We start from the raw sequence: 20583 nt of genomic DNA, 5'->3' as shown, positions 1-20583 counted from the left end.
GACACTTTATATAAAGGTTTCCGATTTCTTAAAATATTAAATGGTCAATAAATAGGACAAACCTGCTTTTATTAAAAAATATAGTATATAATTGTTAGATGAATAACTTTTGTTACTTTTCTCTGCGAAAGCAGTGGGGTGGTGATTATAATCCAATTGAATAAGCGTCAGGAGCATATTTTACAAATTGTTAAAGAGAATGGACCGATTACAGGTGAACATATTGCCGATAGACTGAGCCTTACAAGAGCGACGCTTCGTCCGGATCTTGCTATCTTAACGATGGCAGGCTTTCTTGATGCGAGGCCGCGTGTCGGGTATTTTTATACAGGCAGGTCAGGAACACAGCTTTTGACAGATAGTTTGAACCATCTTTATGTACGAGACTATCAATCGATCCCTGTCGTTGTTGATGAAGGCATTTCCGTATATGATGCAATCGTCATGATGTTTTTAGAAGATGTCGGTACCATGTTTGTTGTCGATAAGCATGCTCTGCTAGTTGGTGTCTTATCAAGGAAAGACTTGTTGCGTGCAAGTATAGGTAAGCAAGAACTTAACTCCATTCCAGTCAATATTATTATGACTAGGATGCCCAATATTACAATGTGTTCAAAAGAAGACTTATTGATTGATGTTGCCAAGAAATTGATTGATAAACAAATCGACTCATTACCGGTCGTCAAAGAAACAGAAAAAGGCTATGAAGTAATCGGAAGAATTACAAAAACCAATATAACAAAAGCATTCGTAGCTTTAGCTGATGAAGGCTATTAGGGGGCTTGCAAAAGGAATGACGGAGAATATGAACGGTTCTATTATATATGTTGTATCGGATTCAGTGGGGGAAACAGCGGAATTGGTTACAAAAGCAGCTGCAAGCCAGTTCTCGGGATCTGCTTTTTCCATAAAACGGATTCCGTATATTGAAGATGAACAAAACGTGGATGAAGTAATTTCACTGGCAAAATTAGATGGAGCGATCATTGCCTATACCCTTGTTAAGCCAACTATTAGAGCTTACATGAAAGCACAGGTCGAAAAAGAAAATCTGTCTGCTTATGACATTTTAGGGCCGCTCATGGACATCCTTCAGAAAAGAGCGCCAAAAGGACCGCTTAATGAACCAGGTCTCGTTAGAAAGCTTGATGATGATTATTTCAAGCGAGTCGAAGCCATTGAATTTGCGGTAAAATATGATGATGGGCGGGATCCCCGTGGTATTTTACGAGCAGATATCGTCCTTGTAGGTGTATCACGCACTTCAAAAACACCTCTATCTCAATATTTGGCACATAAACGTTATAAAGTCGCTAATGTACCTTTAGTGCCTGAAGTGGAACCACCAGAAGAATTATTCCTGGTCCCACCTGAAAAATGTATTGGTTTAAAGATTAGTCCGGAAAAGCTGAACCATATTCGTAAAGAGCGATTAAAGTCCCTGGGGCTTAATGATCATGCTATTTACGCAAATGTGGAACGGATTAAAGAAGAGCTGACGTACTTTGATACAATCATTTCGAGGTTGAATTGTCCAATCATTGATGTTACGAATAAAGCTGTTGAAGAAACAGCCAATTTGATTATCAATATCCTTCAAAAAAAAGATCGTTGATAGGTGGATTTATTTAATTCTTAAATTATGGTAAACCAAAATGTGAGCTAGACACTTTAAGTGTCAGCTCACATTTTAATGCTAAGGGGATTTAAGGGAATTTCGCACAAAAATAGGAAATGATTACATAATTTTCTCCTCTTTTTACATTTGAAATTCCATCGATTTGTATAAAATAAGAATCGGAATTTAAATGTTGGCATCTTCTAATCAAATAGACTATAATAAAAAATTGTGAGAAAAAAGTAATCTTAAGGTTTAGACTTAATTAATAAGGAATAAACTAAAGGTTAATGAGAAGTCAAGGTTTTTATCATAAAAATAATTCGACATGTTCCGTATAATTTTAAATTGGCTGACTCTGAATCAAGGTAAAAGCAGCATTGTAACTTTACTAAGAAGAGATTCCTTGAATTAAAAAGGTTGGCTCTTTTAGAGAATATTCTCTGACCCATGGCTGAAAGTTACACTATATCTCGATAAAGTTTAGGGGAGAAAAAGGATTATGCAGAAAGATGTAGAATTAAAAGGTATGAATAATAAACCAACCATACACGTCGATGCCGATGCATGTCCGGTGAAAGACGAGATCCTTCATTGTGCACGATTGCACGATGTCGAAGTCTGTTTTGTTGCGTCATATAAAAATATGATGAACAACCCTGAGGGTAAATGGGTATATGTCGATGCGGACAAAGAAGCGGCCGATCTTTATATAGTAAATTCAGTAAAAAAGGGTGATATCGTTGTAACTGCAGATATTGGATTGGCTGGAACCCTGCTTCCAAAAAGCGTTTATGTTCTTTCACCGAGGGGAAAAGAATACACAGACGAGAATATTTTTATGCTCCTAGATATGCGTTATCAGTCAGCGAAACTTCGCAGGCAGGGTAAACATACGAAAGGGCCGAAAGCATTCACAAAGGAAGATCGAACATGTTTTACAAATAAACTTTTGAAAACTTTGTCGAATTTTGCAGGGATTTAGAAGTCGGTATCGAATTAGAAACTATCACCAAAATTGCAAGGTGGAAAAATGACAAATGGCCGTATAGAAGACGAGAAAATAAACCAAATTCGTGAAGCTGTTGACATTGTTGATTTAATTGGAGAATATGTCCAGCTGAAGAAGCAAGGGCGAAATTACTTTGGTCTTTGTCCTTTTCATGGTGAAAACTCGCCGTCGTTTTCCGTTTCAGCTGATAAGCAAATCTTTCACTGTTTCGGTTGTGGGGCAGGCGGGAATATTTTCACTTTCTTAATGGATATAGAAGGCTACAATTTTGTGGAATCAGCGAAAGTTTTAGCTGAAAAAGGAAATGTTCCTTTAGATGTTGAAATAAATAAGGACTCCCAGCGTTCTAATATGCCTGCTGGCTCGCAGCAAATGTTTGAAGCACATGACTTGTTGCGAAAGTTTTACCACCATCTCCTCGTAAATACGAAGGAGGGTCAAGAAGCTCTTGAATATCTTCTTAAACGCGGATTTACAGAAGAGACGATAGAAAAGTTCCAAATTGGTTACTCATTGGATTCATGGGACTTTGTCTCCAAGTTTCTTTTAAAACGTGGGTTTCCAGCGGAATTTATGGAGCAAGCAGGGCTAATTATTTTTAGGGAAAAAGACGAGTCATATTTTGACCGTTTCAGAAATAGAGTCATGTTTCCAATTATGGATCACCAAGGGAATACGATTGCGTTTTCGGGGAGAGCAATGGGGGACGATGAGCCCAAATATTTGAATAGTCCCGAAACGCCAATCTTCAATAAAAGTAAAACTTTATATAATTTTCATCATGCAAGACCTCACATACGAAAGAAAGAACAAGTAGTTATTTTTGAAGGCTTTGCCGATTGTATTTCAGCTGTTCGTGCGGGTGTAGAGAATTCGGTCGCTACGATGGGGACCGCCCTAACCGATCAGCATATCCAGCTATTAAAAAGAAATACTGATCAGATACTAATCTGCTACGATTCGGACTCTGCGGGATTGAATGCGGCAAACCGTGCAGTTAATATGTTACAGGACAACGATTTTACAGTTAAGGTCGCGCTGATGCCTGATAACTTGGACCCCGATGACTACATAAAGGAATTCGGTGAAAAAAGCTTTGTTTCTGAAGTAATAGGGGCCAGTTTAACCTACATGGCATTCAAAATGCATTATTTACGACGAGGAAAAAACGTAAATAATGAAGGAGATCGAATTCAATATATCGAAGAAGTTCTTAGAGAAATTTCGCGATTGCCCAATGCTGTGGAGAGGGATCATTATCTCCGGCAGTTATCCTCTGAATTTTCTCTATCATTGGATGCGTTGGAACAGCAGCAGCGACAGGTATTTTTTGCAGAACGCAAGAAGGGGACACTGCCGCAGCCTGCAATACAAAAGAAAATGACCCTGCAATATGAGCATAAGTTAAAGCCAGCTCACCATAATGCTGAAACTAAGTTAATTGCCCATATGCTGAAAAGCAGGGATATGACTTTCAAAATTCAGCAGTTGCTTGGGCAAACAGTCTTTCATGTAGATGAACATCAGGCAATCATCACCTATTTATATGCGTTCTATGAAGATGGACACGAGCCGGATACAAGCTTTTTCCTTACTTATTTACCGGATCCAAACTTGAGAAGGATCGTTTCGGAAATAGAAATGATGTCAGTGAATGAGGAAGTTACCGAAAAAGAACTGACCGATTGTATAAATCAAGTGTTGAAATATGAAAAGTTGTTAAAGATAAAAGAAAAACAAGTTGAAGAAAAAGATGCAGTTAGACGTAGTGATTATGTAACTGCTGCACAAATTGCCATGGAAATCATTAAATTGCGTAAATTGTTGTAGTAAGTTGTTTAGGTGTAAGTCCTGGAAGGAGGGGAACTAATGGCTGAAAAACCAGCACGTTCCAAACAAGTTGATAATGAATTTAGCCTTGAGCAGGTGAAAGAAAAATTAATAGAGCTAGGTAAAAAACGGGGCTCTTTAACTTTAGAAAAAATCGCAGAAAAAATTGGCGGTTTTGAGTTAGATTCCGATCAAATGGATGAGTTCTATGAGGTGTTAACTGAAAACGGAGTCGAAATACTCACTGATGGTGAGGAAGACGAAGATGAAGATGATCCCGATGAGAAGAAACTTGCAAAAGAAGAAGAGTTTGACTTAAATGATTTAAGTGTTCCTCCTGGCGTAAAGATTAACGACCCTGTCCGTATGTATTTAAAGGAAATTGGTCGCGTTGACCTTTTATCAGCCGAAGAGGAAATCTCTTTAGCGATGCGAATTGAAGAAGGAGATGAAGAAGCAAAACGCCGTTTAGCTGAAGCCAACCTGCGTCTAGTTGTCAGTATTGCTAAGCGTTATGTTGGACGCGGTATGCTCTTCCTTGACCTTATTCAAGAAGGTAATATGGGACTTATCAAAGCGGTAGAAAAATTTGATTATCGCAAGGGATACAAATTTAGTACGTATGCAACATGGTGGATTCGCCAGGCCATTACTCGTGCCATTGCTGACCAAGCAAGAACGATTCGAATCCCGGTGCATATGGTTGAAACCATCAATAAATTAATTCGTGTTCAAAGGCAGCTTCTTCAGGATCTTGGACGTGAACCATCTCCAGAAGAAATTGCAGAGGATATGGATTTAACTCCGGAAAAAGTTCGTGAAATCTTGAAAATAGCTCAGGAGCCTGTTTCCTTGGAAACGCCAATCGGTGAAGAAGATGATTCCCACTTAGGTGACTTCATTGAAGATCAGGACGCGACTTCTCCATCTGAACATGCAGCATATGAACTATTGAAAGAACAGCTTGAAGACGTATTAGACACACTGACAGATCGTGAAGAAAATGTCTTGAGACTTCGCTTTGGACTTGATGACGGCCGTACACGGACGCTTGAAGAGGTAGGTAAAGTGTTTGGAGTTACCCGCGAGCGTATCCGTCAAATTGAAGCGAAAGCATTACGTAAGCTGAGACACCCAAGTCGCAGCAAACGCTTGAAAGACTTCTTAGAATAGAAATAAATATGCCCTTCACAAGAGCCACTCTTTGAATGCCAAGCGTTCGGGAGCGGCTTTTTTTCACGTGATTAAATGTAAAAATATACATATAAGAACAATATTTATGTATTTATCTATATAATGGAGACGAGATTCAGTGCATTAAATATCTATTAATAGGAACATAGGTAGCCACTGGTATCGTACGAACGTTCCCCTTAGTGCCGAGCAAAATTGTAAAATCAATCTTAAATGAATGGCTTTATTAGCCGATATAAAGAACAAACGGGCATGAGGATGTGTATTCATGGATGAGACGAGAAAGAAAATTATCATTCAAGAAATTAACTCCTGGAAGGAAAGTCATATGATTCCGGAGCAATATTGTAATTACTTACTTGCATTATACTGTCAAGGAGAATTACCACCTGCTTATTCGAATAAAACCGGGAACGACAAAAAAGACATTCTTTCAGGGCTGATAATGGGAGCCTTTTTTGTATTTATTGTATTTTTGAATTATTTTACTGAAATACCCATAAGAATGCAAATTGTTGTGACAACAATTTCTATCATCATCTTTGGGTTTTTAGTTCGCCGCTTTATTAACAAAAAGATTGTTTTTCAATTGACGTTAATAGGAATGGCATTATTAATGCTTTTATTTACAGTTAAATTGACTGAATTAATTGCCCCTGGTAGAGAAAGTATTCTTAATACTTGTTTGTTTATCCATTGCGGGCTCTGGATTTTAATAGGGAAAAAACTAAAGCTGCTCTATTTCTCCATATCGGGGTGTCTAGGGGTTATTATCACACTTTACTTTTTATTAATATAATTAAAATGGACAATCAAGTGTTTTAAAAGAAATTTTAGGGTATTATGGAATATATATAAAGAAAAAACTGTTTGGAAATATACATAAGTTTTTGACAATTTTAAGAAATTATATAATATCTTCTATTTTTGGGCTTTTACTTGAAACTCTTTTCAAGTAAAATAATATATAGTTGTTTGTATATAATATTAAATATGGTAGGTTTAGGTTCTACATAGGGGAGGAAATACTATGAAAAATCCAGTAATGCCTTTTATTATTATCATGGTTTTTGGTATTGGACTTATGTTTTTACTTTCGTTTAAAGGTTTGGGTGATGCCAAAGATCTTGCTAAGGAAAAAGAAGGCGGCGCAAAGACAGAAGAAACAGAAAGTGCCTCAGCATCACCTGAAGACATCTATAAGCAGACCTGTATCTCTTGTCATGGTGATGCCTATCAGGGTGGTGTCGGTCCAGCTCTAAAAGGAGTTGGCGATCGTCTATCAGTAGACGAAGTTAAAAATGTAATTACTAATGGACGAGGTGCCATGCCACCAGGTTTAGTCGAAGAGCAAAACATTGATGCCATGGCCGAGTATATTCACGGACTGAAATAATTTATGAAAACTGACTCAAAAAATCGTTGGAAGGCGAGCTTTTTGAGTCAGTTTTTCTTTTCTTCCGCAAAACAAAGATTCCAATGATGGAAGTTGTCCTTTGTCTAGTGATTGAGAGAGAGCCATATTTCTCTCGTTCTGTAATTTTTCCATAGAACTTGTTATAATCGAATGGGAAACTAAACTATGTAAGACATTATTTGAGTTAAGAGAGTTGATAATATGAATCATGAAAAACTATCGATGAGATTAGAACGTGTTGCCATACATATACCAAAAGGAAGCATCCTTGCAGATATTGGTTCAGACCATGCGTACTTGCCTTGCTATGCAGTGAGTAATGGACTGTGTGACCAGGCTATAGCCGGGGAGGTTGTAGAAGGACCATATCAGTCAGCTCGCAAGCAAGTGGCTATAACAGGGCTTCAGGACAAGATTGAGGTCCGTAAAGGAAATGGACTTGAGGTGTTAAATCCTGATGAAGCTACATGCATTACGATTGCAGGCATGGGCGGGACATTAATCTCAAGTATATTGGAAAGTGGAAAAGAAAAACTGGGCAAGGCAGAGAGGCTTATCCTTCAGCCGAATGTTGGTGCAGCAAATGTTCGTAGCTGGCTAATCGATAACGGCTGGGCATTAACTGGAGAAGAAATCCTCGAGGAAGATGGAAAAATCTACGAAATCTTAATTGCTGAAAAGGGGGACCCGCTTCAACCTTATCGTGTAAATAAGCAAATTGGCCTCATGTTTGGGCCGTTCTTGACAAAGCAATTCAGTGACACTTTCATAAAAAAATGGCAGCTTGAGAAAAGACATTTGGAAAGAATCATCGAACAATTGGATGAAAGCGGCCGAAGCGGATTAGAATCGAAGCGTAATGATTTAGAAGCTCAAATTTCTGTAATTGAGGAGGTGCTTAAAGGGTGAAGACAGCAAATGGTTTTCAAATCATTGAGATGTTTGAACAGTTCTCCCCAAAGCAATATGCGATGGAGGGAGATCCAATCGGATTACATGTCGGACAATTGAATAAGCCGGTTACAAAAGTGATGATTGCCCTTGATGTGCTAGAAGAGGTTGTGGACGAAGCAATAGAATGTGGCGTGGAACTAATCATTGCCCATCATCCCCTTATTTACCGTCCATTAAAGAAAATAGATACAACCGTTGCTGGCGGACGTATCATAGAAAAGCTGATCAAGCATGATATTGCTGTTTATGCTGCACATACTAATTTGGATGTTGCTAAGGGCGGGGTAAATGATTTACTTGCTGATGCTCTTCTATTACAGGATACAGAGGTACTTATTCCTACTCATGAAACAGCTCTAAAGAAATTGGTCGTGTATGTGCCTAAGGCTGATGAACAAAAGATAAGAGAAGCCTTAGGTAAGGCGGGAGCAGGAGCAATTGGAAATTACAGCTATTGTTCGTTTTCAGGTGAAGGTACTGGACGATTTTTACCAGGCGAAGGCAGTGAACCGGCAATTGGCTCACTAGGAAAGCTTGAAGCGGTTGCTGAAGTTCGGGTTGAAACGATATTCCCGGAAAATATCGAGAAGAAAGTGCTTTCTGCGATGATTAAAGCCCATCCGTATGAAGAAGTCGCTTACGATATTTATAAGCTGGAGAACAAAGGAGAATCACTTGGATTAGGTAAAATTGGTGTGCTTGCAGAAGAAATGTCACTTGAGCAATTTTCCGAACATGTGAAACAAACACTAGATGTTGATAAGGTACGTGTCGTCGGAGATTTGCATAGTCCGATAAAAAAAGTAGCAGTTCTTGGAGGAGACGGTAATAAATACTTTACGACCGCGAAATTTAAGGGTGCTGATGTGTATGTTACAGGTGATATGTATTATCATACGGCCCATGACGCGATGATGATTGGTTTGAATATTGTGGACCCTGGCCACAATGTTGAAAAAGTGATGAAAAAAGGCGTTGCGCGAATCCTAAAAGAAATGTGTCACGAAAGAAACTTCGATGTAGAGTTCATTCCATCCGAGATAAATACCGACCCTTTTCGATTTATTTAAACATACGAAAAAAGGCAACCACTATGGCTGCCTTTTTTTGAAAATTTATTTCTTTACTTTGATTTTAGGTAAAATTTTATGCAATGGTGTTTTCTTTTCCGTATTCCAGGTCAATTCATTATTTGGGTCATATTGCTCTATGAATGCAATAACTTCTTTTGTAATCGGTGTTGGTGTAGAAGCACCAGAAGTAACAGCAACGGTTTCTGCATCTTTTAGCCACTCGAGGTTCAGCTCGGAAATGTCAGCGATGCGATAAGCGGTTGTGCTGGCAATTTCTTGGGATACTTGTGCAAGGCGATTAGAATTGTTACTTTTCGGATCACCAACAACGATTAAAACATCGGCTTCTCCAGCTTGCTGGGCAACTGCTTCTTGACGTACCTGTGTGGCTAAACAGATTTCCTTATGAACTTCAGCGTGTGGAAACTTTTCTTTAACCTTATCCATGATATCCAATACGTCCCATTGGCTCATGGTGGTTTGATTGGTCACAATAATCTTTTCACTGTTCAAAGTTAAGGCTTCAACATCTTCATCCTTTTGAACCAGGTGAACGACATCGGGGGCAACTCCAACAGCGCCCTCTGGTTCAGGGTGGCCTTTTTTGCCGATATAGATAATTTGATACCCTTCAGCTTCTTTTTCCCGTATTAAGTCATGTGTTGCGGTAACATCAGGGCAAGTAGCATCGAGTGTAACAAGCCCTTTTTTCTCAGCAATCTTCCGAATTTCAGGGGAAACACCGTGAGCAGTAAAGATAACGGTTCCGCTGTCCACTTGTTCGATGATCTCGTTACGGTTACTGCCATCTAACGTGATGATTCCTTCTTCTTCAAAAGCATCAGTTACATGTTTGTTATGAACAATCATACCTAAAATGTAAATAGGACGTGGCAAGGTTTTATCTAAAGCCGCATTTCGGGCGATGACCATGGCATCGACAACGCCATAACAATAGCCGCGCGGGGAAATTTTAATCACTTTCATCTATGTGTCCTCCTTCAAAGGCAAGAAACTCTCACTATTTATACCTTTCTATTATATAAGACCATAGATGATATTACAAAACATCCTATTTGCCTAAAATTAGCTTTTTCGAATTTTAAATATAAAGCTTAGGGCCAGAAGACCTTACCCTTGTGGTTTCAGGACGAACTTTAGAGATTGGTTTATCAGGGATAACGGTTTCTTGTTTAGTTGTATCCTCCTTTAACTCATTGGTATTTGGTGACACATCCTTTGCTTTTGTTTCAACTTCACTTTCACCTTCTGATTTCACTGTATCATCACTGGATGATATGCTTCGGAAAACCTTCCACATGGACGGCAAGTTTTTAATAACTGGGCCATATTGCTCTACCATTGGGGTGAATTGTTCGGCTGCCTGCAGCACTTTTTGCGTGTTGTTGAGCATATTGTTCAGGGAATCAGGGTTTTTTAATGTCTCCAAAATCCCACCTCCACTACTTCTTGAAGAATTTTGGTTGGTGGAAGAAGCAGCTGGCGCAAATAAGTTGGGGGAAGCTGCATTCTGTTTGGACTTACCCAGAATTCTTGATAGCAATCCTTCTTTCTTCGCAGGTGGCTGTTCCTGCCTCTGTGGCTGATTGAATGGGCCTCGGAAACCTTGAGGTACTTGAGGTCTATTTGGTGCAACAGGCCGACGCATCTGTTGAAAAGCGTTTGGATTTTGCTGCTGGGGTCCTCTAAATGGGCCTGGTGGCTGCGGCATTCGCCTTCCATTAGGTGGTTGAAAACCGGGTCCGGGTGGCCGATTTCTACCTGGGAACATAGGTTTCACCTCCTCTAAGTTTATATGCTGGTGTTTTCTTCTATATAAATTATGCAGTTCAACAAAAAAGGTTTGAGGAAAGAATGACTGGGCTGTTGTGAAGTAACCGGAAAGAAGGTAAGATGGTAACGGTAGTCTTTTAGCTCCATGTCTGCGGGGGATACGCTATGGCCAGGACAGGGGCTTTTCGTTTGCAAGAGTCCATTTTAAGAGAACTAACCAAAGCGCTTGCGCTTTTTATATTTTTTTAGCTTCAGCGCCTAGCTCGTTGTGAAAAAGATGATGGACCTCAAAAGGCAAAAATCGCCTTATGGGTCAATCCCTATTTTCTTCACGAGCTACCCAAGGCGCTTGCGCTTTTTGTATAATTTAGCTTCAGCGCCTAGCTCGTTGTGAAAAAGATGATGGACCTCAAAAGGCAAAAATCGCCTTATGGGTCAATCCCTATTTTCTTCACGAGCTACCCGAGGCGCTTGCGCTTTTTGTATAAAATTTATTATAATAACAGGACATGTCTATTGACTGACAAGGATAAAGGAGTTTTTTGATGAAACAAAACCAATTTGAACGATTTAATTTGAAAAGCTACATTCTAGATGCGGTTCGTACTTTAGGGTTCGATAAGCCGACGGAAATTCAAGAACGTGTGCTTCCGTCGCTTTTAAAGGGAAGTAGCTTAATAGGACAGTCGCAGACAGGTACGGGTAAGACACATTCCTATTTGCTGCCAATTATGAACAAGCTTGATGCTGGTAAAAATGAAGTTCAAGCGATTATTTCCGCACCAACCCGTGAGTTAGCGAACCAAATCTACAAAGAAGCTTTGAAAATTGCAGACCATTTCCCAGAGGATGAGCAGATTCAAGTCCGTTGCTTTATCGGTGGTACTGATAAACAGCGAATGATTGATAAATTGAAGACACAGCCACAACTGGTTATTGGGACTCCTGGTAGGATTAAGGATTTGGTTGAAGCTCAGGCCTTACAAGTGTATACAGCAAAAATGCTTGTAGTCGATGAAGCGGACCTTATGCTTGACATGGGATTCCTTGAAGATGTCGATTTATTTGCATCACGTATGGCTGAAAAAATTCAAATGCTTGTTTTCTCAGCAACTATACCAGAAAAATTAAAGCCATTTTTGAATAAATATATGGAGAATCCGAAATATGTTCAAGTGAACCCTAAACAGGCGACTGCTGCAAAAATTGAACATGTCTTAATTCCGCTCCGCCATCGTAACAGAGAGCAGTTACTGCATGATATCATTGTTCGTTATAATCCGTATTTGGCGATTGTTTTCACAAACACCAAAAAAATGGCGGATCATGTGGCTAATTCCTTGATTGAAAAAGGGTTGAATGTCGGTCGTATTCACGGAGATTTAACACCTCGTGAGCGTAAAAAAATGATGAAGCAAATTAAAGATTTGGAATATCAATTTATTGTTGCGACAGATTTGGCTTCGCGTGGAATTGATATTGAAGGTGTCAGCCATATCATTAACTATGAATTGCCATCAGATTTGGACTTTTATATCCATAGAACAGGAAGAACAGCTCGTGCAGGATATTCAGGTATCGCCGCAACAATCTATAATACATCTGATGAAGATTCATTGAACCGTCTTGAAAAGATGGGAATCGAATTTCATGATGCCGATATCCAAAACGGCGATTGGGTTAATATAGAGGAGCGCAATAAACGGAAAAACCGTAAGAAACAAAAATCTGATATTGATGTTAAAGCAAATAGGCATGTTAAGAAGCCAACTAAAGTTAAGCCTGGTTACAAGAAGAAAATTCAACGTGATGTGGAAAACTTTAAAAAACGTGAACGTCGTATACAGAGAAAGAAATAATAAGGGAGTAATTAGATGCTGAAGATTGGATCGCATGTTTCAATGAGCGGGAAAAATATGCTTCTTGCTGCGAGTCAAGAAGCGGTTTTATATGGCTCCAACACATTCATGATCTATACGGGAGCCCCTCAAAATACAAGACGTAAAAAAATCGAGGATTTAAATATCGAAGCCGGTAGATTGCATATGGAGGAAAATGGAATTAGTGATATCGTGGTCCATGCCCCCTATATCATCAACATCGGAAATACGACGAATCCAGCCACATATGAGCTGGGAGTCAACTTTTTACGTAGTGAAATCGACCGGACAGAAGCGTTAGGTGCAAGACAGATTGTTCTTCATCCAGGTGCACATGTTGGAGCAGGCAGTGAACTCGGAATCAAGAGAATCATCGAAGGCTTAAACGAAGTGCTCACTGCCGATGATAAAGTTCAAATTGCCCTTGAAACGATGGCTGGTAAAGGAACTGAATGTGGCCGTTCTTTCGAGGAGTTAGCGATGATCATCGACGGTGTAACCCATAATGATAAGTTATCGGTATGCTTCGATACATGCCATACTCATGATGCTGGATATAATATCATCGAGGATTTCGATGGTGTACTAAATGAATTTGATAAACTAGTAGGTATTGACCGCATCAAGGTCCTTCATATCAACGACAGCAAAAACGAACGCGGTAAGCGTAAAGACCGCCATGAAAATATTGGTTTTGGCCATATTGGTTTTAATGCGTTGAATTATATTGTCCATCATCCGCAATTAAGCGATGTTCCGAAAATACTGGAAACACCTTATGTAGGAGAAGACAAGAAAGACAAAAAGGCACCATATAAATTTGAAATTGATATGTTTAAGAACAATCAATTCGAAGAAGATGTATTGGAAAAAATCATGTTACAAAAATAATAATGTTGAAAGGGCGATTCATCGAAATAACGATGAATCGTCCTTTCATTTTACTTACAATGTGGACGAATGCCTAGGTAACTAAGTCAGACAGCCGGCAGAGTTATTTAAAAATTGGAAGTAAGATTGTTGAAGAGGGTTTCAATTTCCCTGGCTGTGCTGGCTCCGGCAACATTAGTAATTTGACCAAGAACGTTCTGTCTTTGACGTATATCAAAAATGTTAATGTTTTTACCTTTTAGAAGTGCGCTGATATCTTGTGCTTGTTTTTGAGTTAGTGAAACCTGGTGCTGCCTCGCAAGGGAAAGTAGTTCATCGGGTCGTATATTGTTAATTTTATGATTAACCATCATTTCAAATAATTTCATACGATCTCCTCCTTTTTTAAAACATATGAAGAAGGTAGACGTATGTGAACATGAAACTTTGTTTGATTCTCGAGAAATTGATGTAAATAATGAATTTTGGTATTTCAGGGCGAAAAAGCTCTTGATTAGAGGGCCGGATTCTTTACATCTGAACTTCTTTGATTTATACTAACCATTGTTAATCGTAATGATTCTTAAAAAAAAGGTGATCTCTTTGGATAATGTAGTAAACCCCATTGTTAAATTAGAAGATATATCTTACAAATATACAAAAGATCTAGTGTTGGAACATGTTTCGCTTGAAATCCCTAAAGGGGCTTTTTTAGCAATTGTCGGGCCAAATGGATCCGGTAAGTCCACGCTTTTGAAGTTGCTACTTGGTTTGTTTAAGCTCCAAAAAGGAAAAATTGAAATATTTGGGGAAGATATACGACGCTTTAAAGATTGGCAAAAGGTCGGGTTTGTGTCACAAAAGGCGAACTCCTTTAACTCAGGATTCCCTGCAACTGTATTTGAAGTGGTTCAAAGCGGTTTGACCAAAAAAATCGGTTTATTTAAATTTGCAAGTAAAGAGGATAAGCAAAAGGTAAAGAAAGCTTTGGAATCTGTGGACATGCTCGATTATCAGAGCCGCAATATCGGTGAATTATCTGGGGGCCAGCAGCAGAGGGTATTCATTGCCCGATCACTTGTCAGTGAGCCGGAATTGATGATCCTGGATGAACCTACGGTCGGAGTGGATTCAAAGAACGTCCACCAATTTTATGAAATGCTGGAAATGTTAAATGAAAAATTAGGAATTACCCTAATTTTAGTCACTCATGATGTTGGTACGGTGACCGATAAAGTCACACATGTCGCCTGCTTGAATAAAAAGCTTCATTTTCATGGGGATGCCTGTGAATATAATGATTTGGATGAGGGAGAATTGTCATCAATTTATGGGCACGGCGTCCAATTGTTAAATCATAATCATTAAAATGTTTTGGAGGATAGCCCAATGATATCGGGGATATTGCAATTTGAATTTTTGCAGAACGCTTTTTTGACTGGAATCATCATCGGAGCGCTTGCGCCATTAGTAGGCGTTTTTGTCGTGGTAAGAAGGATGTCGATGATTTCCGATGCACTTAGTCATGTAGCGCTTGCTGGAATAGCATTTAGTTTATTGCTTCAGAAGAGCTTTCTATCACTTGCTGGATTGAATCCGCTATATATAGGGATGGCTTTTTCGGTAGGGGGTTCTTTATTTATTGAAAAATTAAGAGGGGTATACAAGCATTACCAAGAACTTGCAATCCCAATCATTATGTCCGGTGGCATGGGTCTGAGTGTAATTTTTATTTCAATTGCGGATGGTTTCAATACGGATTTATATGGTTATTTATTCGGAAGTGTCAGTGCAGTCAGCCGTTCAGATTTGTATGTCATTTTGGCAGTGGGGATTGTCGTTGCCTTGATGCTTACCCTATTGTATAAAGAACTATTTCTGTTATCATTTGATGAAGAGCATGCGAAAGCATCTGGAATACCTTATAAAGCGATTCATTTTATTTTTATTGTCATGGTAGCATTGGTCATTGCTGCTTCGATGAAAATTATTGGAATATTGCTAGTATCCTCGCTCATGACGCTACCAGTTGCAGCTAGCCTCCGCTTTGCGAAGGGTTTTAAGCAGATGATTGTATATTCCGTATTATTCGGTGAAATTTCCGTTATCGGCGGATTATTTTTATCTTACAATCTTGATCTCGCTCCAGGTGGGACAATTGTTATTATCGCAGTGCTAATTCTCATCTTGTCAATTTTGTTTGATAAGTGGAAAAATCGATAGATGGGGTGATGTTTTGAACGTAACAACTGCCATGCAATTACTAAAAGATAAAGGCTTTAAACATACAGGAAAGAGAGAAGAAATGCTTCAGCTTTTTTCTTCCAGTGATAAATATTTAACCGCTAAAGATGTGTTGGAGAATATGAAACAGGAATATCCAGGCTTAAGTTTCGATACGATTTACCGTAATCTTTCCTTGTTTGTCGAACTCGGAATCTTTGAGGCGACCGAGTTGGAAGGAGAAAAGCATTTTCGCTTTACATGCGGACATTCTTCACACCATCACCACTTCATCTGTTTGAATTGCGGTAAAACGAAGGAAATCGAATTATGCCCGATGCAGGAACTTCAGGAAAGTTTGAAGGACTATGATGTTTCGGGACATAAATTTGAAATTTATGGACGCTGTCCGGCATGTAGTGTTTCTGTAGAAGCGTAAAAAACCATTGACTTCAGTCAATGGTTTTTCTTTTTATTTTATAGTAAGGGCTTTTCTGCCATCCAATTATTCACCCAGTGAGAGGCTTCTTGCCAATTGTTGACTCGTATCACTCTATCGGGCACAGGATCTTGGTTATAAGGGGTATTAAATAAAATTACGGGTATTTTGCATTCTTCAGAAATGGCCACCGCATTATCATGCTTGTCCTCCAAAAAGAGATCGACGGCAAATTTTTTGGCTGTAGCAACTTTATCGTGTGAACCAACCAACTCTAGGTGGTTATAAATGACCTTATTCGTTGAAAACCAATTCTTTGTTACATCCAGCAGGCGGTTGCTTCTGGCACTGATAAAATATAAGTCAGCTTGGTCTGTCCACTTTTCCAATACATCTTTTGCTCCCTCAGCCAATATAGACTCGGAATAAATGAGTGGCTCGGTTTCTATGAACCATTTGGTGAAGTCTTCTTTTGGTACATTTACAAACGGGAATAGGTCATACTCAGTAATATCCTCATAAGCTAAATTCAGTTGAAAAGCTTTATTTAAATAGGGGACCATGGTATCAGGTCTTGTAACAGTCCCATCTATATCAATGCCAAAACGTTTTTTCATGATGAATCTCTCCTCATTTTCAATACTTGTAATAGTGTACCATATACCAACTTAGCAATGGAAAAAAACCATATTTATTTCCAAGATATGAAACCTTTTTCACGGTAGTTTCTATAGATTGTACATACACTATAAATGCTCCTACAAATGAAAGTGAGGGATGCACGAATGGAAAAAGATCAATACTCCAGTATTGACGATGAGATGCGATCTAAAGAGGAAAGTGTACCAGCTGTTGTAGATGATCAGCATCATGAGCGTTATTATAATGAAGATACAGCTGCAGATGACAGGCGTTATGAAAATCGGGAGTCTAATGTAAAGACGGATAACCGCTATCGTGAAGAAACTTCTGCCGAAATATCAACACCGCCTCAGCGAAGCAGAGGATATAATGACGAGTCGGTTGATTCTGAAGATATGACTTCAAGAGGAAACGTTGTTGGAGTTATATCCTTAATCATCTCCATAATATCGTTATTTATGATGCCCTTCATCTTAGGGGCTTTAGGGATAATTGTTGGTATTTTTGCTCGCGTTCGAGGATCGAAAATGGGTACATGGGCCATAGTTATTGGTGCAGTCTCCATCATTGTCGGCCTATTTATTCTGCCGTTCTTTTAAAGGAGCATAAGCTTGCCTTCGATGTCGTTTTCATGACATTGAAGGCGCTTTTTTTGTTTGTAATCAGTACAAATTTTATGCTTAACACTTTTCTAATAGCGGATCGACCAATGGTGAGTTATATTTATTAGAATTTAGTGCAATTAGTGTATTAAAAAGAAAAAAGTCCCGAAAATAAAATTCGGGACTTTTTTTATTTAGTTAAGGCTGCAGCAGCAGCAGCTTCTGCTCTTTGTTTTTCATAGTACTCTTCAGCGATTTTGTCAATTTCCTTTTTCAGTTCCTCGACCATCGTTTCTTCAGGCACTTTACGTACGATTTGTCCTTTTCTAAACAGTAAACCTTCACCACGTGCTCCAGCAATGCCGATATCCGCCTCACGAGCTTCACCAGGGCCGTTTACAGCACAACCTAGAACAGATACCTTAATTGGTGCTTTAATCGTCTGGATGTACTCTTCAACCTCATTAGCGATTGAGATTAAATCAATTTCGATACGTCCGCATGTAGGACAAGAAATTAAAGTAGCCATGTTAGAAGCAAGTCCAAATACTTTTAGAAGCTCCCTTGCCACTTTCACCTCTTCGACAGGATCAGCACTTAAGGAAACACGCATCGTGCTTCCAATACCTTGGCTTAGGATGGCACCTAGTCCGGCAGCACTTTTTACAGTTCCGGAAAACAGTGTACCTGATTCCGTAATCCCCAGGTGTAGAGGATAATCGAATGCTTTTGAAGCTTTTTCATATGCTTCGATGGCTAAATTTACATCAGAAGCCTTCATGGAAACGATGATGTCATGGAAATCGTGATCTTCCAGGATCTTGATATGGTGTAAGGCACTTTCAACCATGCCATCGGCAGTTGGGTATCCATATTTATCGAGGATCTTCTTCTCGAGAGAACCTGCATTGACTCCAATACGAATCGGAATTCCTTTTGCTTTCGCAGCTTTAACAACTGCTTCAACTTTTTCACGTCGTCCGATGTTACCAGGATTAATCCTGATTTTATCTGCTCCGCCTTCTATTGCTTTAAGAGCCAGCTTATAATCAAAATGAATATCAACTACAAGTGGGATGTTTATCCGTTTTTTTATTTCAGGAATGGCATCAGCCGCTCTTTCATCTGGGCAGGCGACACGTACGATTTGGCAACCAGCTTCTTCAAGACGAAGAATTTCTGCAACTGTTGCTTCAACATCATGTGTTTTTGTTGTAGTCATGCTTTGTACAATAACTTCATTATTGCCGCCAATTGTTAAGTTTCCGACTTTAATTGGCCGCGTCTTAGTGCGATGTATGATTTCACTCAAGTGGAATTCTCTCCTTTAGGAAAAAATCAGTTTTGATTTTTAATTTATTTCTCTAAAATATTGTATCAATGTACATACCGCTTTACAAGGAATAGGATGCATTATCTTTTTTTTGTATCAAGAAAGTATTCCGTTTTTGAAACCGTGGACCCTTTGATAGCTATTTATAAACAGGAATTTTATATGTTTTGCCAATTTGCATTTGTTCGGGCTTCAACCCTTCGTTCAGTCCTTGAAAGTCAGATATAATTGTCTCAATCGGCTGGTTTGATGCGCCGATTTCCTTTTCAACGATGGAGAGTAATGTATCACCAGGTTTGATGGTGATTTCATTGTAAGCCACTGAAGGGACAGATGCAGGCTTACTTGCCGGAACAGATGGCTCGACTGAAGTGGTTGATGGATGGGAATCCGGCAGTGTACCTGTGGTTAAATCAAAATAAATAATAAATATAATGAAACAGAATGAGATAAAAAGCAGTAGCCGTTTCATTTTACCATCCTTCCAAGCTTGTCTTTAATACATATATACTTGGAAGGTTTAAAGATTATGCCTAATATTGGGCAGATTTTTCAAATGAAAATTAGGACTTGCTTGTACGACTTTTTTATTTTGTTGTGTAAAAGCCCTTTTATATGAATTGTTAAGAAAGTAGCGGATTTCCTTTGGCGTCAGATCAATCTTTTTTTGCCTCCATTATTACGATTAAAGGTTAATAAACCTAATAAATAACAACTGAGTGATTGTATAACAGTGATATTTCCAAAGTAAAAACCCGGGCCTTATCGGCGCGGGTTTTTTGCAATTCATTAGCATATAATTCATTATTCCTTAACAGCTGATGTTTCTTTAATTGATAAGTACATTATAATTAATGTCACAAACCAGCTAAGGAGCGAAGCAAATGGAACATTTGCCTTAAAGATGTCCATGATGGTAAAGAAAATAGTGGAAAGTGTAATACTGTATGCACTAATTCTCCATAGATGCCTATAAGCAAGCGAACGACCAAGAGTGCTTTTGAAAAGAAGACCAAAAGCGGCTAGAATTGTCACTTTAATGAATGTTCCACAAGCAGTAAACAGGTATAATATGAGAAGCAGTAGCGAAAGGATAATCGGCAGCACAGAATCGACTGAATCAAGCCAAATGGATATGTCCTGATTATTTCCTTCTAAAAGGGAATAAGGAGAAGTTTGAACGTTACCACCAGAAACGAAAACCAGCTCGGATTTTAAAAGGGCGATTGCCTCATCAGCTTTAGAGCCCACATCTTCTGGGGTCAAGGTCCCTGAACCGTCTACAAAAATTTGGTATCCGTTTTTATTCAAGATAAAGGGCTCGCTACTTTCAGACGTTAATGTGCCATTTTTAATTTCAAATTCCGGCAAATCTTCAGATACTGTTTCGTGCATCGCATCAATCCCGTCCACAACCATTGTACCGAAGTAAAAAGCTGAAGGGAGAAAGGCAACAAGGCTTAATAAAAATACAAATAGAATCGTTTTTCCAATTCCTTGGTTTTGAAAGGAAGCGATATCTTTAGGTGAATACAAGCTTACCCATAGTTGTTTGAATATGTTCAATGTTTTCAGCACCTATCTATTGTGATATACCTATCCAATTTTAACTACATGGTAAAAATAAAACAACCTGTATTCTACTTCAATGGTTTCACATATCTGTAAACAGGTAATTATGAAGAGATAGAGGCAAATTATA

22 protein-coding genes are annotated in these 20583 nt (G+C 38.9%); 15 read left to right on the top strand and 7 right to left on the bottom strand.

Going from position 1 to position 20583, the window contains the following annotated elements; translation table 11 throughout:
- Positions 1-138: 138 nt before the first annotated feature.
- The 9 genes from NST21_RS19305 (at position 139) to NST21_RS19265 (ending at position 9095) form a co-directional block, all read left to right on the top strand.
- Entirely contained in the window at positions 139-777 is a 639-nt protein-coding gene (locus NST21_RS19305) for a helix-turn-helix transcriptional regulator (RefSeq protein WP_056528664.1), read from the top strand.
- Positions 778-793: 16 nt separating this feature from the next.
- Entirely contained in the window at positions 794-1615 is an 822-nt protein-coding gene (locus NST21_RS19300; RefSeq protein ID WP_235566106.1) for a pyruvate, water dikinase regulatory protein, read from the top strand.
- Positions 1616-2147: 532 nt separating this feature from the next.
- Positions 2148-2603, top strand: a complete 456-nt coding sequence (locus NST21_RS19295) for a YaiI/YqxD family protein (protein ID WP_340892590.1) — start codon at positions 2148-2150, stop codon at positions 2601-2603.
- Between the two features lie 48 nt (positions 2604-2651).
- Positions 2652-4460, top strand: a complete 1809-nt coding sequence (dnaG, locus tag NST21_RS19290; protein ID WP_340890745.1) for a DNA primase — start codon at positions 2652-2654, stop codon at positions 4458-4460.
- A gap of 39 nt (positions 4461-4499) precedes the next feature.
- Positions 4500-5633: an RNA polymerase sigma factor RpoD gene (gene rpoD, locus NST21_RS19285; protein ID WP_053346989.1), complete on the top strand. Its 1134-nt coding sequence runs from the start codon at positions 4500-4502 to the stop codon at positions 5631-5633.
- A 289-nt stretch (positions 5634-5922) separates the two neighbouring features.
- Positions 5923-6453 carry a hypothetical protein gene (locus tag NST21_RS19280; protein WP_340890744.1) on the top strand — a complete coding sequence of 177 codons (531 nt, stop codon included), beginning with the start codon at positions 5923-5925 and terminating at the stop codon, positions 6451-6453.
- A gap of 231 nt (positions 6454-6684) precedes the next feature.
- The gene (gene cccA / locus NST21_RS19275) at positions 6685-7050 is read left to right on the top strand and encodes a cytochrome c550 (protein ID WP_098177900.1); all 366 of its coding nucleotides are present in this window, start codon (positions 6685-6687) and stop codon (positions 7048-7050) included.
- A gap of 222 nt (positions 7051-7272) precedes the next feature.
- Positions 7273-7980, top strand: a complete 708-nt coding sequence (locus NST21_RS19270; protein WP_340890743.1) for a tRNA (adenine(22)-N(1))-methyltransferase — start codon at positions 7273-7275, stop codon at positions 7978-7980.
- The gene (locus tag NST21_RS19265; protein WP_340890742.1) at positions 7977-9095 is read left to right on the top strand and encodes a Nif3-like dinuclear metal center hexameric protein; all 1119 of its coding nucleotides are present in this window, start codon (positions 7977-7979) and stop codon (positions 9093-9095) included. The genes NST21_RS19270 and NST21_RS19265 overlap by 4 nt, the downstream gene beginning before the upstream one ends.
- Positions 9096-9140: 45 nt before the next feature.
- Here NST21_RS19265 and NST21_RS19260 read toward each other — a convergent pair whose 3' ends face one another.
- Complete coding sequence (locus tag NST21_RS19260; protein WP_053346984.1) at positions 9141-10085, bottom strand: 4-hydroxy-3-methylbut-2-enyl diphosphate reductase; 945 nt, start codon at positions 10083-10085, stop codon at positions 9141-9143.
- 115 nt (positions 10086-10200) lie between these two features.
- Entirely contained in the window at positions 10201-10890 is a 690-nt protein-coding gene (gene vrrA / locus NST21_RS19255; RefSeq protein WP_340890741.1) for a VrrA/YqfQ family protein, read from the bottom strand.
- A gap of 547 nt (positions 10891-11437) precedes the next feature.
- Here vrrA and NST21_RS19250 point away from each other — a divergent pair.
- Positions 11438-12751 (top strand): DEAD/DEAH box helicase, encoded by a 1314-nt coding sequence (locus tag NST21_RS19250; RefSeq protein ID WP_340890740.1) that lies wholly within the window; start codon positions 11438-11440, stop codon positions 12749-12751.
- Between the two features lie 15 nt (positions 12752-12766).
- Positions 12767-13663, top strand: coding sequence for a deoxyribonuclease IV (locus NST21_RS19245; protein WP_340890738.1), 897 nt, complete (start codon positions 12767-12769; stop codon positions 13661-13663).
- Positions 13664-13770: 107 nt separating this feature from the next.
- Here NST21_RS19245 and NST21_RS19240 read toward each other — a convergent pair whose 3' ends face one another.
- Positions 13771-14031, bottom strand: a complete 261-nt coding sequence (locus NST21_RS19240) for a DUF2624 family protein (protein WP_053346980.1) — start codon at positions 14029-14031, stop codon at positions 13771-13773.
- Between the two features lie 214 nt (positions 14032-14245).
- Here NST21_RS19240 and NST21_RS19235 point away from each other — a divergent pair, with 214 nt between their 5' ends.
- Genes NST21_RS19235 through NST21_RS19225 form a run of 3 tightly spaced genes read left to right on the top strand, consistent with a single transcriptional unit; the run spans position 14246 to position 16304 of the window.
- A complete protein-coding gene (locus tag NST21_RS19235; protein WP_116820721.1) occupies positions 14246-15010 on the top strand; it encodes a metal ABC transporter ATP-binding protein in 765 nt (254 codons plus the stop codon).
- 21 nt (positions 15011-15031) lie between these two features.
- Entirely contained in the window at positions 15032-15865 is an 834-nt protein-coding gene (locus NST21_RS19230; RefSeq protein WP_340890735.1) for a metal ABC transporter permease, read from the top strand.
- Between the two features lie 13 nt (positions 15866-15878).
- Positions 15879-16304 (top strand): Fur family transcriptional regulator, encoded by a 426-nt coding sequence (locus NST21_RS19225; RefSeq protein ID WP_340890734.1) that lies wholly within the window; start codon positions 15879-15881, stop codon positions 16302-16304.
- A 38-nt stretch (positions 16305-16342) separates the two neighbouring features.
- On the opposite strand, the gene NST21_RS19220 is transcribed toward NST21_RS19225, so the two are convergent.
- Positions 16343-16921: a 5' nucleotidase, NT5C type gene (locus tag NST21_RS19220; protein ID WP_340890733.1), complete on the bottom strand. Its 579-nt coding sequence runs from the start codon at positions 16919-16921 to the stop codon at positions 16343-16345.
- A 168-nt stretch (positions 16922-17089) separates the two neighbouring features.
- Between NST21_RS19220 and NST21_RS19215 the strand changes: the two genes are divergently transcribed.
- Complete coding sequence (locus tag NST21_RS19215; protein WP_340890732.1) at positions 17090-17545, top strand: DUF308 domain-containing protein; 456 nt, start codon at positions 17090-17092, stop codon at positions 17543-17545.
- Between the two features lie 193 nt (positions 17546-17738).
- Here the strand turns inward: NST21_RS19215 and ispG are convergent, their stop codons facing one another.
- The 3 genes from ispG to NST21_RS19200 all read right to left on the bottom strand — a co-directional run bounded on the left by ispG (position 17739) and on the right by NST21_RS19200 (position 20447).
- A complete protein-coding gene (gene ispG / locus NST21_RS19210; protein WP_201225126.1) occupies positions 17739-18851 on the bottom strand; it encodes a flavodoxin-dependent (E)-4-hydroxy-3-methylbut-2-enyl-diphosphate synthase in 1113 nt (370 codons plus the stop codon).
- A 169-nt stretch (positions 18852-19020) separates the two neighbouring features.
- Positions 19021-19353 (bottom strand): LysM domain-containing protein, encoded by a 333-nt coding sequence (locus NST21_RS19205; RefSeq protein ID WP_053346974.1) that lies wholly within the window; start codon positions 19351-19353, stop codon positions 19021-19023.
- Between the two features lie 332 nt (positions 19354-19685).
- Positions 19686-20447 (bottom strand): DUF1189 domain-containing protein, encoded by a 762-nt coding sequence (locus tag NST21_RS19200; protein WP_340890730.1) that lies wholly within the window; start codon positions 20445-20447, stop codon positions 19686-19688.
- Between the last annotated feature and the right edge of the window lie 136 nt (positions 20448-20583).

The organism is Peribacillus sp. FSL K6-1552, assembly GCF_038005205.1.
Classification (GTDB): Bacteria; Bacillota; Bacilli; order Bacillales; family DSM-1321; genus Peribacillus; species Peribacillus butanolivorans.
Note: the sequence above shows the minus strand (reverse complement) of the source record. Positions and strands in the feature narration are given on the sequence as shown.